Origin of the sequence: Haloferax sp. Q22, assembly GCF_001482285.1 — an archaeon.
Classification (GTDB): Archaea; Halobacteriota; Halobacteria; order Halobacteriales; family Haloferacaceae; genus Haloferax.
The window spans coordinates 242,449-255,632 of record NZ_LOEP01000032.1; the positions used below are offsets into that span (position 1 = coordinate 242,449).

13 protein-coding genes are annotated in these 13,184 nt (G+C 67.2%); 6 read left to right on the forward strand and 7 right to left on the reverse strand.

Going from position 1 to position 13,184, the window contains the following annotated elements:
* Nucleotides 1-26 precede the first annotated feature (26 nt).
* Nucleotides 27-407, reverse strand: coding sequence for a hypothetical protein (locus AM590_RS15030; protein ID WP_042666393.1), 381 nt, complete (start codon nucleotides 405-407; stop codon nucleotides 27-29).
* Nucleotides 408-496: 89 nt separating this feature from the next.
* Between AM590_RS15030 and AM590_RS15035 the strand changes: the two genes are divergently transcribed.
* On the forward strand, nucleotides 497-1,954 hold the full coding sequence (locus AM590_RS15035) for a DHH family phosphoesterase (protein ID WP_058828174.1): 1,458 nt from the start codon (nucleotides 497-499) through the stop codon (nucleotides 1,952-1,954).
* A gap of 43 nt (nucleotides 1,955-1,997) precedes the next feature.
* Nucleotides 1,998-2,780: a CBS domain-containing protein gene (locus AM590_RS15040; protein WP_058828175.1), complete on the forward strand. Its 783-nt coding sequence runs from the start codon at nucleotides 1,998-2,000 to the stop codon at nucleotides 2,778-2,780.
* Nucleotide 2,781: 1 nt separating this feature from the next.
* On the opposite strand, the gene AM590_RS15045 is transcribed toward AM590_RS15040, so the two are convergent.
* Nucleotides 2,782-3,009: a hypothetical protein gene (locus tag AM590_RS15045; protein WP_058828176.1), complete on the reverse strand. Its 228-nt coding sequence runs from the start codon at nucleotides 3,007-3,009 to the stop codon at nucleotides 2,782-2,784.
* Between the two features lie 30 nt (nucleotides 3,010-3,039).
* Entirely contained in the window at nucleotides 3,040-3,210 is a 171-nt protein-coding gene (locus AM590_RS20940; RefSeq protein WP_172795814.1) for a hypothetical protein, read from the reverse strand.
* Between the two features lie 100 nt (nucleotides 3,211-3,310).
* Between AM590_RS20940 and AM590_RS15050 the strand changes: the two genes are divergently transcribed.
* A complete protein-coding gene (locus AM590_RS15050) occupies nucleotides 3,311-4,618 on the forward strand; it encodes an MFS transporter (RefSeq protein ID WP_058828177.1) in 1,308 nt (435 codons plus the stop codon).
* A gap of 38 nt (nucleotides 4,619-4,656) precedes the next feature.
* Here the strand turns inward: AM590_RS15050 and AM590_RS15055 are convergent, their stop codons facing one another.
* On the reverse strand, nucleotides 4,657-5,682 hold the full coding sequence (locus tag AM590_RS15055; protein ID WP_058828178.1) for a hypothetical protein: 1,026 nt from the start codon (nucleotides 5,680-5,682) through the stop codon (nucleotides 4,657-4,659).
* A 103-nt stretch (nucleotides 5,683-5,785) separates the two neighbouring features.
* Nucleotides 5,786-7,117, reverse strand: a complete 1,332-nt coding sequence (locus AM590_RS15060; protein ID WP_058828179.1) for a S8 family serine peptidase — start codon at nucleotides 7,115-7,117, stop codon at nucleotides 5,786-5,788.
* A gap of 132 nt (nucleotides 7,118-7,249) precedes the next feature.
* On the opposite strand from AM590_RS15060, the gene AM590_RS15065 reads away from it, so the two are divergent.
* The 3 genes from AM590_RS15065 to AM590_RS15075 are packed head-to-tail and all read left to right on the forward strand — an operon-like array spanning nucleotide 7,250 to nucleotide 9,731.
* Nucleotides 7,250-8,356 (forward strand): hemolysin family protein, encoded by a 1,107-nt coding sequence (locus AM590_RS15065; RefSeq protein ID WP_058828180.1) that lies wholly within the window; start codon nucleotides 7,250-7,252, stop codon nucleotides 8,354-8,356.
* 40 nt (nucleotides 8,357-8,396) lie between these two features.
* Nucleotides 8,397-9,503: a Xaa-Pro peptidase family protein gene (locus tag AM590_RS15070; protein ID WP_058828181.1), complete on the forward strand. Its 1,107-nt coding sequence runs from the start codon at nucleotides 8,397-8,399 to the stop codon at nucleotides 9,501-9,503.
* A gap of 39 nt (nucleotides 9,504-9,542) precedes the next feature.
* Nucleotides 9,543-9,731: a hypothetical protein gene (locus AM590_RS15075; protein ID WP_058828182.1), complete on the forward strand. Its 189-nt coding sequence runs from the start codon at nucleotides 9,543-9,545 to the stop codon at nucleotides 9,729-9,731.
* 51 nt (nucleotides 9,732-9,782) lie between these two features.
* Here AM590_RS15075 and AM590_RS15080 read toward each other — a convergent pair whose 3' ends face one another.
* Nucleotides 9,783-10,895 carry a phosphotransacetylase family protein gene (locus tag AM590_RS15080; protein WP_058828183.1) on the reverse strand — a complete coding sequence of 371 codons (1,113 nt, stop codon included), beginning with the start codon at nucleotides 10,893-10,895 and terminating at the stop codon, nucleotides 9,783-9,785.
* 26 nt (nucleotides 10,896-10,921) lie between these two features.
* A complete protein-coding gene (locus tag AM590_RS15085; RefSeq protein ID WP_058828184.1) occupies nucleotides 10,922-13,015 on the reverse strand; it encodes an acetate--CoA ligase family protein in 2,094 nt (697 codons plus the stop codon).
* Nucleotides 13,016-13,184 lie beyond the last annotated feature (169 nt).

Sequence of the window (13,184 nt, forward strand, 5' to 3'; positions counted from 1 at the left end):
GGCGATTCGGTTCGATTCGATTCCTTTTATTCCCGCAGTAACTCGCCGAGCGCCGACGCCAACTCCTCGGACCGTCTGAGCGTCAGGCCGTCGGTCGTGACGAACACGCCCTTGTCGTCGTCGGTCACCCGCGTCAGGTAGCCGTGGTCGAACGCGCGGACAGTGTACCGGTAGTTCCCGAGTTCGGAGCCACGGTAGGCGGTCCGCGCCTGAAACCCGTCGGTCTCGTGTTCGACGAACCCGGTGAGGTCGGCGTCGGCTTCGAGGTCGCTTCGAAGGTATATCTGGTCGCACCGGTCGTGCGTGAAGTACGTCACGCTCCTGAGGTCGTCGCCGACGACGGTTCGACAGGTTCGGACGAACGACTCGGCGCGCGACTCGGGGAGGAGTTGCGTCTCGAGTTCCATCGTATATGTGTCATGCGTTGGCATGACATAATATCATCGCCGGATGGGAGGACGGTAGGGTTTTGCGGCCGGAGTCCGACCCTCCGTGTATGGTACGTCGCCTGGTTCTCGGCTGCGGGTCGCTCGGCGGGAACCTCGTCGAGCAACTCGCCGACCGCGGGGGGACGGTAACGGTCGTCACGGACCGGAAAGGCCACGCCGATGACCTCCGTTCGGACGGCATCGCCGCGAGGGAGGGCGACCCCGCCGACCCGTCGAACTACCCCGACGCGGCCGACCTCATCGTCGTCGGGGGGCAGTCCTCGGCGTCGAATCTCGACGCGGCGCGCGCGGCCCGCGACCGATTCCCCGACGCACCGCTCGTCGTCTACCTCGGCGACGACGCCGACCCGTCGGTCCGCGCCGACATCGACGCACTGGCCGACGAGGTCATCGATCCGCGTCGAATCGTCTCCGGGCGAATCCTCGACGCCGTCGGCACGTCGCACACGGAGCGGTTGAACCGCCTGATGCGCGTCCTCCGAAACCTCGACGGTAGGCTCGCGGTCGTGATGCACGACAACCCGGACCCCGACGCCATCGCCGCGGCGCTGGCGCTGCAAGCCATCGCCGAGCGGGCGAGCGTCGACGCAGACGTGTGTTACTTCGGCGACATCTCTCATCAGGAGAACCGCGCGCTCGTGAACCTCCTCGATTTGGACCTTCGGGTTCTCGACGAGGTTCCGGCGGACGACGAGTACGCCGGCTTCGCGCTCGTCGACCACTCCCGACCGGGCGTCAACGACCGCCTGCCACCGGAGACGACCATCGACATCGTCATCGACCACCACCCGCCGCGCGCGCCGGTCGAAGCGGCGTACGTTGACCTCAGACGCGGCGTCGGCGCGACGAGCACACTGCTCGCGGAGTACCTCGAACGGCTCGGCATCGTCCCCAACACGACGGTGGCGACGGCCCTCCTGTTCGGGATTCAGGTCGACACTAACGACTTCACGCGGGAGGTCTCGACCGCCGACTTCGAGGCCGCCGCCTTCCTCATCCCCCACGTCGACATGGACCTGCTCGAACGGGTCGAGACACCGAGTCTGACCTCCGAGACGATGGAGACGCTCGCCCGCGCCATCTCGAACCGCGACGTTCGGGGGAACGTCCTCACGACGAACGTCGGCGATATCCGCGAGCGGGACGCGCTCGCGCAGGCCGCCGACCACCTCCTCGGGATGGAGGGCGTCGAGGTGACGGTCGTCTACGGACTGATGGACGGCACCGTCTACGTCTCCGGTCGCGCCCGCGGGGCGAAAGTCGACCTCGGAGAGACGTTCCGCGACGCCCTCGGCTCTATCGGGAGCGCCGGCGGCCACGCGGACATGGCGGGCGCACAGATTCCACTGGGCATCCTCGACGACGTGGGCGACGACTCCCGGGAGTCGCTCGCGACCATCGTCACGGACATCGTCGCCGGGCGGATGTTCGAGACGCTGGAGCACGCGACGCCGACGCCGAGTCTGGACACCGATGTGGCCTTCGAGTACCCGCTCGATGAGTGAACGCCCACACGTTTTTGCCGACGGTGGCCCTATGGGGTGGGAGATGAGTACCAAAGCGACCGTCAAGGAGTACATGACGCGCGAGGTCCAGACCGTCTCTCCGACCGACACGGTCGCGGACGTCGCCCAACGCATCGCGGAGAGCGACGGGCACAACGGGTTTCCCGTCTGTGACGGTCGCAAGGCCGAGGGATTCGTCACGGCGCGGGATATCCTCCTCGCCGACGACGAGGCCCCCATCGAGACGGTGATGGCGACGGACCTCGTCGTCGCTCACCCCGAGATGGACGTGAACGACGCCGCCCGCGTCATCCTCCGGTCGGGTATCCAGAAGCTCCCGGTCGTCGACGACGCGGGCAACCTCGTCGGCATCATCTCGAACACCGACGTCATCCGGAGCCAAATCGAGCGCGCGACGCCGGAGAAAGTGGGCAAACTCATGCGGACACTCGAGCAGATTCACGGCATCACGGTCCACCAGGAGCGCCGCACGGTCTCGCTTTCGAACCTCATTCCCACGCAGGCCCGCGTCTACGCCGACGAACTCGACGGTCGCCGCTACGAACTCGAACGCGGCCTCGCGGAGCCGCTCGTCGTCATCGACAACAACGGGACGCTGCTCCTCGCCGACGGCCACCACCGCGTCCTCGCGGCCGACCGAATCGGCATCGAGGAGATGGACGCCTACATCATCGTCATCGACGACCCCGTCGAACTCGGAATGCAGCGGACCGCCGAAAAAGAGGGCCTCAAATCTATCTCGGACATCGACATCGTCGACTACGCGCGACACCCGCTGGTCGAGACGACGCGCCGACTCCAGTAGCTCAGCTCTCCACGTCGTACTCGTCTTTCCACGCCTCGACGGTCTCGCGGGCCTCGGATTCCGACTCGAACCGCTCGCCCTCGTAGCCGCGCCCCTCGGCGGACTGATAGAGTCGGTCCACCCTGACGTGCCACGCGTTCGGCCCGTGACGGAGCCGAATGGTCGCGTGGCCGTCGCTTCGCTCCCACTCTACGATACGGTCGTCTCGGCGGACCTCCGTCCAGCTCATACCCGGAGGTGACCGTCAAGCCCGAAGTGTCTACCCATCCGCCAGCGTCGAGGCGTCTGCCGTCGCCGAGACGGCCGGGCGCGTCTCAGCGCCGCAACTCGGACAGACGGCGTACCCGAGGCGGTCGTAGGGAACCTCCGGGGATGGGCGTTCCAACCCACACTCCTCGCACGTGAAGTACGAGACCCATTCGAAGGACATACTGACACTCAGGATTGTCAACGTATTAATTAATCACCGCTTACCCCCCGAGGCGGAGGGTATCGGTGCGGTTATTCGACTCCCCGCCAACGGGGAGACGATGACAGTCGAGAACCCGCGTCGGGCGCTCGGGGTGGTCTTTTTCATCGTCTTCGTCGACCTCCTCGGCTTCGGTATCCTCATCCCGGTGATTCCCCTGTACGCGCTCTCGTTCGGTGCGACGGAGTTCGTCGGGAGCCTCCTCATCGCCTCCTACTCTGCGATGCAGTTCCTCGCCGCACCGTTTTTAGGCCGCCTGTCGGACTCCCGCGGTCGGCGACCCGTGCTTCTCCTGTCGCTCACGGGGAGCGTCATCGCGTGGCTCCTGTTCGGCGTCGCGGGGTCGCTTGCGGTGTTGTTCGCCGCGCGGATGCTCGCGGGCGCGATGGGCGGCAACATCGCCACCGCACAGGCGTACATCGCCGACATCACCGCGGCGGACGACCGGGCGAAGGGGCTCGGTCTCCTCGGGGCCGCGTTCGGCCTCGGCTTCGTGTTCGGCCCGGCGCTCGGTGGCTTCTTCGCCAGCGAACCGGTCGTCGCGGCCGCCCGGGACCTCCTGCCCGCGGTCGTCCCCGTCTCCGAGTTCTCGCTTCCGAGCTTCGCCGCCGCGGCCATCACCGGGACGAACCTCGTCGTCGCGTTCTTCGTCCTGCCCGAGTCGCGGCCGCCCGAAGCGCGTGGGGCGCCAGCCGAGGACCGCGAGTCCCGCGTCCAACAGCTCCTTTCGGCACTCCGGTCGCCCGGGCTGGGCACGCTCGTCGCCTCCTTTTTCCTCGTCTCCTTCGCCTTCTCGGCGCTCGAAAGCCAGTTCATCTTCCTCACCAACGACCAGTACGGCTACGGCGCGACCGAGAACGCGATCATCCTCACCTACGTCGGCGTCGTCCTCGCGGTCGTGCAGGGCGGCCTCGTCGGCCCGCTCACCGACCGCTTCGGCGAGTACCGACTCGCGGTGGGGGGCGCGGCGATTCAGGTGCTCACGCTCGCGGCAGTCCCCTTCTCCCCCCAACTGGGCGCGTTCGTCCCCGACCTCGGAGCGGTCCTCCCGTTCGGTCCCGTCCTCCCGGCGGGCGTGCTCGCGCTCCTCGCCGTGATGACACCGCTGTCGTTCGGCAACGCTCTCACGAACGTCTCCTTGAACACGCTCGTCTCTCGCTCGGCAACGGACGACGAGCAGGGCGGCGCGTTCGGCCTCACTCAGAGCGCCGGGAGCCTCGCCCGGACGTTCGGACCGGCGCTGGCCGGTGGGCTCTACACCGGCATCGCGTTCTGGGCCCCTTTCGTCGTCGGCGGCGTACTGATGATTCCGATTCTCGTGCTCCTCGGGCGACTGGACCGCGAGGCGGTTACGTCGGCGACGGCGTGAAAAAAGGACGCAGGGCGGCGAAAACGAGTCGGTGAACCTTACGCGGGGGTCGGGCCTTCCGGGGCCGACGAGTCGTCGTCGGACCGGAACTGCGAGACGAGATCGAGCGAGTCGTCGGTGCTTCCGAGTAAGAACAGCGAGTAGTACCGGAAGTACGTCACGACGGGCATCTGGACGACCGCGCCGACCGCGATGGCCGCGAGGACGAACAGGAGTCCGAGCGCGCCGAAGACGACCAGCCCGACCGTCGAGGTTAACGCGATGTTGGCGGCGTTGAGCGCGAGGAACGCCGCGCCGCCGACGATGGCGAAGGGGATGGCGACGACGAGCAGGGCGAGCAGGGCCGCGATACCGATACCGATGCTCGCGAGGATACCGAGGATGAACCGGACGATGACGTACAGCCCGAACTCGGAGAATTCGGCGCGGAACACCGGCACGACCCGGCCCCACGACGAGAGGAGGGCGCGGTCTTCGGCTATCATCGTCGGGACGACGAAGTCGGTCGTCAACTGCATGACGACCGCGACCACGAACACCAACAGGAGCCCGAGCAGGACGAGCGGGATAATCGCGGGCGTGACCGCGACGGAACCGAAGTATACGGCCGCGACCGGGAGTCCGATGACCGTGATGATGGCGATGAGCAGGCCAATTTGGAACGCGAACAATCTGACGCCGAGCCAGAAGCGCTCGCGGAACGGTTTGTGGATGCGAACGTCTTTCGTGACGACGGCGTCAACGAGGACGAACTGCATCACGGAGCCGACGAACGACCAGAGAATCCAGAGGACGATTCCGACCGCTAAGAGCGCGATGACCGCGGCGATGACGTTTTCGGGCGTCACGAAGCCGGGCAGCGAGTCGATTGGGATGTCGGTCGACCCGCCTCCGGTGGAAGTGGTCGTTCCGGTGTTGCTTCCGGCACCGCCGCTCCCGCCGAGGCCGCCGACGAAGAGGGCGATGAGTGCGAGGCGCGCCCATCGACCCGCATCGAACGGGAGGAGGAGCGACGCCGTGGCGTCACGGGCGTCGTCGAGGGCGTCGATTGCTTTCCAACTCATGAGTGACAATGCGACGCCTCGCGAGATAAAGGTGTTCGAGAGCTAAGGTATCACGTCGCTCGGTGACTCTCTCGGGGGCCTGAGAGGTGTCTCGATGGGGTCGTTACTCGGTGACGGCGGCCAGCGGGTCGAGGTAGCCGGCTCCGTAGTACTCCTTGTCGGACCCCTCGGGGACGGTCGCGGTTCGGCCGAGTTTCGACGCGACCTGATTCGCGTTCAGGCCCGGATCGACCGATCGGACGAGCGCGACGGCGGCGGCGACCTGCGGCGCGGCCATCGAGGTGCCGGCCTTCCAGCCGTAGCCGTTCGCCGAGCCGACGTAGTTCCCGTCGTCGTCGTACGAGGGCGTCGACACCGTGTTGTAGACGAGGTCGTAGAACCACGCGTCGGGATGCGTCTCCTGTGCGGACAGGAGGGCGTCGCCGCCCGGTGCGGCCACGCCGACTGCGTTGGTCCCGTAGTTCGTGTAGAACGCCGGTGTCTCCGGTCCCTCTTCCTCGTTGCCCGCGTCGAAGGCGGTGCCTTTCGGCCCGGTCGCGCTGACGCTGAGCGCCTGTGCCCCCTCGTTGGGGAGGCTGATGAGGCCGCCGTCGTGCTGGAGGTCCGCGCTGTCGTTGCCGGCGGCGATAGCGAGGACGGTCCCCGAGCGGTTGGCGTAGGTCATCGTCTTGTTCAACACCTTGCCGTAGAACTTCCCTTCGCCCTGTCGCGGGACCGGGTAGGCACCGAGGCTGAGGTTCGCGGCGTCGCAGCCGATTTCGGCGCTGTAGACGACGGCCGCGAGGATGTCGGCGAACGAGGCGAGCGAGTTCGGCGAGAACACGCGGCAGTCCACGATTTCGGCCCCCGGCGCGGAGCCGACGACGCCCGTCTCGTTTTCGTCGTTCGCGGCGACGATGCCCGCGACGTGGGTGCCGTGGTCGCCGCCCGCGGGGACGCCCGCTCCGAACTCGTCGCCGGTGAAGTTCCGCGACAGCGACGTGTTGACCGCGTGTTCGAGGTCCGGGTGGTCGGCGGCGACGCCGGTGTCGATGACGGCGACGCGCGCGCCCTCGCCCCGGGTCACGTCGTGGACCGCGGGAATCCGCTGGCTCTGTTTGTCCCACTGCGCGTCGTAGCCGGGTTCGTCGACCGCGTCCGCCGGGGCCACGTCGCCGACCGCCGGCGCGTCGAGTGCGATCTCCACGTCGGGCGCGTAGGCCGCGTTCAGTGCGGAGACGGCTGACTCGCTTCCCTCGACGACCACCACGCCGGCCGGCGAGAGGTCGTAGACGACCTCTAGGTCGGCGCTCGTCGCCGCCGACACGTTGCCGCTCCCGAGGTCGACGATGAACCGGTCGGTCCGCTCGGCCGCGACGACGGTCGACCCGGCGGCGACCCCACCGAGGAGGGAACCACTTAGCTTCAGGAACGTTCGCCTGTGTTGCTGACGCATACCAGACACCGCGGCCGTCAAAAACATAGTTGTTACGGCACATTTTTGAGTTTAAAATAATTCCTCGAAAAACCACAACGTCGTACTGGAGCCGACACGCTCAGGGGAGTCGGGTTCGAACGCTCGGCTCACATGGTAGGTGTCGAAACCGCGCTTCGGCTCGGCGGTGGCCTCGTGTTGTTGCTCGCGAACGCTTTCTTCGTCGTCTCGGAGTTCGCGATGACGCGCGTCCCGCAGTTCGACGAGTCCGCCTTCGAGGGCTCTCGCGGTCTCGAACTGGCGTGGGAGATGACGGAGCGGCTGGAGGTGTACCTCTCGGGCTGTCAGGTTGGGATTACCATCGCCAGCGTCGGCCTCGGCGTCGTCGCCGAACCGGCCGTCGCGGCCACCTTCAACGCGGTCCTCGGCGGTGGCGGGGCGGCGGGTTCCCACACGTCGCTATCGGTGGGTCTGGCGCTCGTCGTCATCAACCTCTCGCACGTCGTCCTCGGCGAGCAGGTGCCGACGTACCTCGGCGTCGAGCGCTCTCGCACGGTGGCGAAGTACACCGCGCCCGTGCTGTACGGCTGGACGAAGCTGATGTACCCGGTCATCGTCGTCGCCGACTGGCTGGCAAAGCGCCTGCTGTCGCTCGTCGGCGTCGAGATAACCCGGTCGTGGCAGGAAGCCGAAATCGACGAGGAGGAGGGTGGCGACGGCTCCACGGGCGAAGGCGCTCGGCTCACCCGGGGGGAGGTTCGTAGCCAGATGGGCGACATCCTCGCGCAGGGTTCGCTTCCCGAGGACCGCCGCGAGGAGGTCCTGAACGCGCTTCGAATCGGCGAGTTACCCGTCCGCGACGTGATGGTCCCCGCGGACCGCGTCGTCGCGCTCTCGGTCGACGCGAGCACCGACGAGAGCCTCGAACGAATCCGGGCGAACCCCCAGCACTCGCGGTTCCCGCTCGTCAGCGACTCGCTGGACGACGTTCGGGGCGTCGTCTACGCGCCGACGGTCCTCTCGAACATCGACCGCCTCCAGTCGGGCGACCGCCGGCTCGAAGATATCGCCGCGCCCCCGCTTTCGGTCCCCTCGGACCTCTCGGTCAGCGACCTCATCGACCGCTTCCAGGCGGAGAATCAGGAACTCGCCATGGTCCGCGACCCCGAAGGCGGCTCCGTAGTCGGTCTCGTGACCGCCTCCGACGCCTTCGAGTCCATCACCGGCCAGCTTTACGACCCGCTCGACCTCGGGGCGTAGGACCGCCCACGCTTTTCATCCGCCGCCCGTACCCACTCGCATGACGCCCTTCGAACGACGGACCCGCGCCTGTCAGGAGCGACTGGCCGACGCGGACGCCGACGCCGCTGTACTGTTCCCCAGCCGAAACCTGCTGTACCTCTCGGGCTTCGACGAGGAACCCGCGGAGCGCCACCTACTGCTTTTCGTCTCCCGCGAGGGCGAACCGGTGTTTCTCGTCCCCGACCTCTACGAGACGCAGGTCCGCGCCGAGTCGTGGGTCGCGGACGTGCGCACGTGGAGCGACGACGACGACCCGCGTGACGCCCTCGCCGACGTGGTCTCGGACCTCGGCCTCGCCGGCGGGCGCGTCCTCGTCGACGACACGATGTGGGCCCGTTTCTCGCAGGACCTCCGGGTGACGCTCCCCGACGCCGACTTCGGTCTCGCGAGCGAGGTCGTCGCTCCGCTCCGCGCGCGGAAGGACGACGCCGAACTCGACGCGCTCCGCCGCGCTGGTGCGGCCGTCGACCGCGCGGTCGAGCGCGTCCGCGACATGGGAGAGGACGCTGTCGGCATGACCGAGAACGAACTCGCCGCGGAAATCGAGCGACTCCTCTCTGACGAGGGTGGCGAGGGGATTCCCTTCGGGCCGCTCGTCGGCTCCGGCCCGAACGGGGCGATGCCACACCACAGCCACGGCGACCGCGTCATCGAGTCGGGCGACCCGGTCGTCCTCGACTTCGGCACCGTCGTCGACCACTACCCGAGCGACCAGACGCGGACCGTCGTCTTCGCCGGCGAGCCGCCCGCGGCGTTCGCCGAGGTCCACGGCGTCGTGCAGGCCGCCCGGACCGCCGCCGTCGAGACCGTCGAACCGGGCGTCACTGCCGGCGACGTCGACCGCGCGGCCCGCGAGGTCATCGAGGAGGCGGGCTACGGCGACCGCTTCATCCATCGGACCGGCCACGGCGTCGGCCTCGACGTGCACGAGGAACCCTACATCGTCGCCGGGAGCGACCGCGAACTCGAGGTCGGGAACGTCTTCAGCGTCGAGCCGGGAATCTACCTCCCCGACGAGTTCGGCGTCCGAATCGAGGACCTCGTCGTCGTCACCGATGACGGCGCGGAACTCCTGAACGACACCGACCGCGGCTGGCGCTGTTAGGCGCAAAGCTGTTAACTCGCTGACTACCGTAGCGGGCGTATGGTCTCCCGACAGACGCTCGTTGTCACCGTGTTCGTTCTCGCCGCCCTCCCCGTCGCGTATCTCGTGGAATCGGCCACCGACCAGTTCGCCCTCTCGTTTCTCGCGCTGCTCGCCGTCGGCGTCGTCGCGCCGTCGCTCGTCAACGACTACCTCGACGGGGTCGAAGGCGGCGAGAGCGGGGTCTGAGTCAGAAGTCTGAAAAAAGCAACGCAGTCGGTGGTGCCGTCGCGTCGGTCGTTACTCGTCGTCGTCGTCGTCGCCGTCGGCCGCGCCGTCACCGGAGGGTTCGATGTTTCCGATGATGGCGTCGATGTCGGCGTGTTCGTACAGTAGGTCGCGCATCCGGTTGACCGTGCGCTCGTCGCGGGTGCGGCCCGTGCTGACGATGTCCTCGGCGCGGTCGGTCACAGAGAGGGTGTCGCCGTTGACGAGGAGCACCGGGACGCCCTTCTCTTCGGCCTTGCCGATGACGGCCCCGACGGGTCGGTGGCCGCCGGTGAGGATGATACATTTGACGCCGGGGGCTTCGAGCGCGGCGCGCTGGATGTTCGCGCGGTCGCCGCCGGTAATGACTGCGGCGTTCTTCGTGCGGCGGAAGTAGCGGAGCGCCGCGTCGCCGCCCATCGCGCCGACGAGGAAGCGCTCGACGAAGGCGTCGGTCGGCGCGTCGGTGGCGAAGTCGGCGCCGAGTTCGTTCGCGAGTTCCTCGACGGTGACGCCCGCGAGGTCCTTTTCGGTCGGGACGACGCCGAGGACGGGGACGCCGCGGGCTTCGAGGAACGGCGCGACCTCGGTTTCGAGTTCGTCGTAGGAGGCGTCGCTCACGCGGTTGAACACGACGCCCGCGAGGCGGTCGGGGCCGATGTCTTCGACCGCCGCGACCACGTCGTCGAGGTCGCTCGGGTGCTGGTAGTCGGCGACGAGGATGACCTCGGCGTCGAGGAGGTTCGCCACGTCGCCGTCGGTGAGGTCCACGATGCCGCCGGTGCGGTAGGAGCCGCCGCCCTCGATGAGCATCAGGTCCTTGCCGGCCGAGATGTCCTCGAAGTGGTGGGAGATGACCTCCGAAAGCTCCTCGGCGTTCTCCTTGCCGCGGACCGCGCCCTGGATGAACGTCGGGGAGTAGACGACGGGTTCGAGCTGGTGCATCTCGGCGTCGATGTCGAGCAGTTCGCGGGCGAGCATCGGGTCCTCGTCGAGGGTCTTGCCGGTGCTGGACTGCAGGCGGGTGCCCTTGGGCTTCATGTAGCCCACGTCCAGTCCGCGCTCCTTGGCGAGGACGCCGAGTGCGAGCGTGATTGCGGTCTTCCCGGTGCTTTCTCCGGTCGAGGTGACGAGTACCGTGTTCATTGTTGAATGGTAGGGTGGTGAAGTGTTTAAAGTTCGTCCGGGTCGACGGTGAGTCGAACGTCGACGGCCTTCACGCCGTCGGGCAGCGCGACGAGCGGGTTGATGTCGAGTTCGAGGATTGCGGGGAAGTCAGTGACCAGTTGGGAGAGCCGCTGGATGGTCTCCGTGATGCCGCCGATGTCCACCGGGTCGTTACCGCGGGCACCGCGGAGCATCGGCGCGGCGTCGATTTCCTTCGTCATGTCTTCGGCTTCTACCTCGGAGACGGGCGCGACGCGGAACGTCGTGTCCTCGAGGATTTCCACGAAGATGCCGCCGAGACCGAACATCATGAGCGGGCCGAACTGCGGGTCACGGTTCATGCCGACGATGGTCTCGACGCCGTCGTCGAGGTTCACCATCTCTTGGACCTGCACGCCGAGGATGTTGGCGTCGGGCTGGTAGTTCTTCGCGCGGGTGATGAGGTCCTCGTAGGCGTCGTAGACGTCCTCGTTTTCGACGCCGACCTTGACGCCGCCGATGTCGGACTTGTGGAGGATGTCCGGGCTGACGATTTTCATCACGACGTCGCCGTCGATGCGCTCCGCGACTTCGAGGGCGTCCGCGGGGTCGTCGACGATGTCGCCGGTCGGCGTCTCGATGCCGTAGGCGTCGAGCAGTTCCATCGCCTCGACGCCGAGGCGGGTCTCGTCGCGCTCCTTGACGGTTTCGAGGATTTCGCGGGCGCGCTCGCGGTCCACGTCGAACTCGGTGGGCGCGTCGTACTCGCGCTGGCGGATGTCGGCGTACTTCGAGAGGGCTTCGAGGCCGTCGACGGCGCGCGAGGGGTCGAAGTAATTCGGGATGCCGGCGTCCTTCATCACGTCGGAGGCGGCGTCAACGCGCTCGCCGCCCATGAAACAGGCGGCGACGGGCTTGTCGTACTTCTGTTGGAGTTCGACGGTGTCGGCGGCGAGTTGGTTGTAGTCGAGGACGGCCGTCGGGCAGGTCAGGACGAGCGCCATGCCGACGTTGTCGTCGGCGAGCGCCACGTCGAGGGCCTCCTTGAACCGGTCGTTGTCGGCGTCGCCGACGATGTCGACCGGGTTGTAGATGTTCCCCTCGGCGGGGAGCGACTCGGAGAAGGCTTCGAGCGTCTCGTCGGTGAAGTCGGCCATCTGCAGTTCCGACTCGCCGATGGCGTCGGTCGTCATGACGCCGGGGCCGCCGGCGTTCGTGATGACGGCCACGTCCTTGTTCTCGGGGAGCGGCTGGTCGCCCAGCACGCGGGCGGTGTCGAACAGGTGCTGGACGGAGTCCGCGCGGATGACGCCCGCCTGTTCGAGGCCGGCCTCGTAGGCGGCGTCGGAGCCGGCGATGGTGCCGGTGTGCGAGGAGGCGGCCTGCGCGCCGGCGTCGGTCTTGCCCGACTTGACGAGGACGATGGGCGTGTCCTTCGTCACGTCGCGGGCGGAGTCGATGAACTCGCGGCCCGCCGAGATGCCTTCGAGGTAGCCGATGATGACCTCGGTGTCGGGGTCGTCGTTCCACGCCTCGATGAAGTCGGCCTCGTCGAGGACGGCCTTGTTACCCAAAGAGACGATGTCCTTGAAGCCGATGTCCTCGTCGTTTGCCCAGTCGATGACGGCCGTGATGAACGCGCCCGACTGGCTCATGAAGGACATGTTGCCGTCGAGGGCCATGTCGGGGCCGAACGTCGCGTTCATGCCGACGTCCGTGTTCATGATGCCCAGACTGTTCGGGCCGACGACGTTGAGGTCGTACTCCTCGGCGATGTCGCGGAGTTCCTGCTCGCGGGCGGCACCTTCGCTGCCCGTCTCGCCGAAGCCGGCGGTGATGACGACCACGTTCTGGATACCCGCTTCCCCGGCGGATTTCATGGCCGGCAGGACGACCTTCGGAGGAACGACGATGACCGCGAGGTCGGCGTCCGTCTCGCCGACATCACCGTAGCACTGCAGGCCGAACAGTTCGTCGTACTTGGGGTTGACCGGAACGACCTCACCGTCGAACTCGTCGATGAGGTTGTCCATGATTGCCCGCCCGATTGCTCCTTCGCGCTCGGTCGCACCGACCACCGCGATTCGGTTCGGCGCGAACAATTCGGATAGCTCTCCCATTACCTGTTTCTTCCCGTCATTGACTGATAAACTCGGTGGTGTGGGCGCTCTCACGGCCTTTGGTGGCACGATACAGTAGCGCAATTAATCGGGATAATTCGTGATTTATACCACAGAATTGGGCCGGTTACGCTCGTCAAGTGGGGGTAGTCACCGCCGGCCTGTGGCG

Coding starts and splice junctions, on each gene's coding strand:
- AM590_RS15060 (WP_058828179.1), bottom strand. CDS start 7,117: ATGCGTCAGCAACACAGGCGAACGTTCCTGAAGCTAAGTGGTTCCCTC.
- AM590_RS15030 (WP_042666393.1), bottom strand. CDS start 407: ATGGAACTCGAGACGCAACTCCTCCCCGAGTCGCGCGCCGAGTCGTTC.
- AM590_RS15035 (WP_058828174.1), top strand. CDS start 497: ATGGTACGTCGCCTGGTTCTCGGCTGCGGGTCGCTCGGCGGGAACCTC.
- AM590_RS15040 (WP_058828175.1), top strand. CDS start 1,998: ATGAGTACCAAAGCGACCGTCAAGGAGTACATGACGCGCGAGGTCCAG.
- AM590_RS15070 (WP_058828181.1), top strand. CDS start 8,397: ATGACGCCCTTCGAACGACGGACCCGCGCCTGTCAGGAGCGACTGGCC.
- AM590_RS15050 (WP_058828177.1), top strand. CDS start 3,311: ATGACAGTCGAGAACCCGCGTCGGGCGCTCGGGGTGGTCTTTTTCATC.
- AM590_RS15045 (WP_058828176.1), bottom strand. CDS start 3,009: ATGAGCTGGACGGAGGTCCGCCGAGACGACCGTATCGTAGAGTGGGAG.
- AM590_RS15055 (WP_058828178.1), bottom strand. CDS start 5,682: ATGAGTTGGAAAGCAATCGACGCCCTCGACGACGCCCGTGACGCCACG.
- AM590_RS15065 (WP_058828180.1), top strand. CDS start 7,250: ATGGTAGGTGTCGAAACCGCGCTTCGGCTCGGCGGTGGCCTCGTGTTG.
- AM590_RS15080 (WP_058828183.1), bottom strand. CDS start 10,895: ATGAACACGGTACTCGTCACCTCGACCGGAGAAAGCACCGGGAAGACC.
- AM590_RS15075 (WP_058828182.1), top strand. CDS start 9,543: ATGGTCTCCCGACAGACGCTCGTTGTCACCGTGTTCGTTCTCGCCGCC.
- AM590_RS15085 (WP_058828184.1), bottom strand. CDS start 13,015: ATGGGAGAGCTATCCGAATTGTTCGCGCCGAACCGAATCGCGGTGGTC.
- AM590_RS20940 (WP_172795814.1), bottom strand. CDS start 3,210: ATGTCCTTCGAATGGGTCTCGTACTTCACGTGCGAGGAGTGTGGGTTG.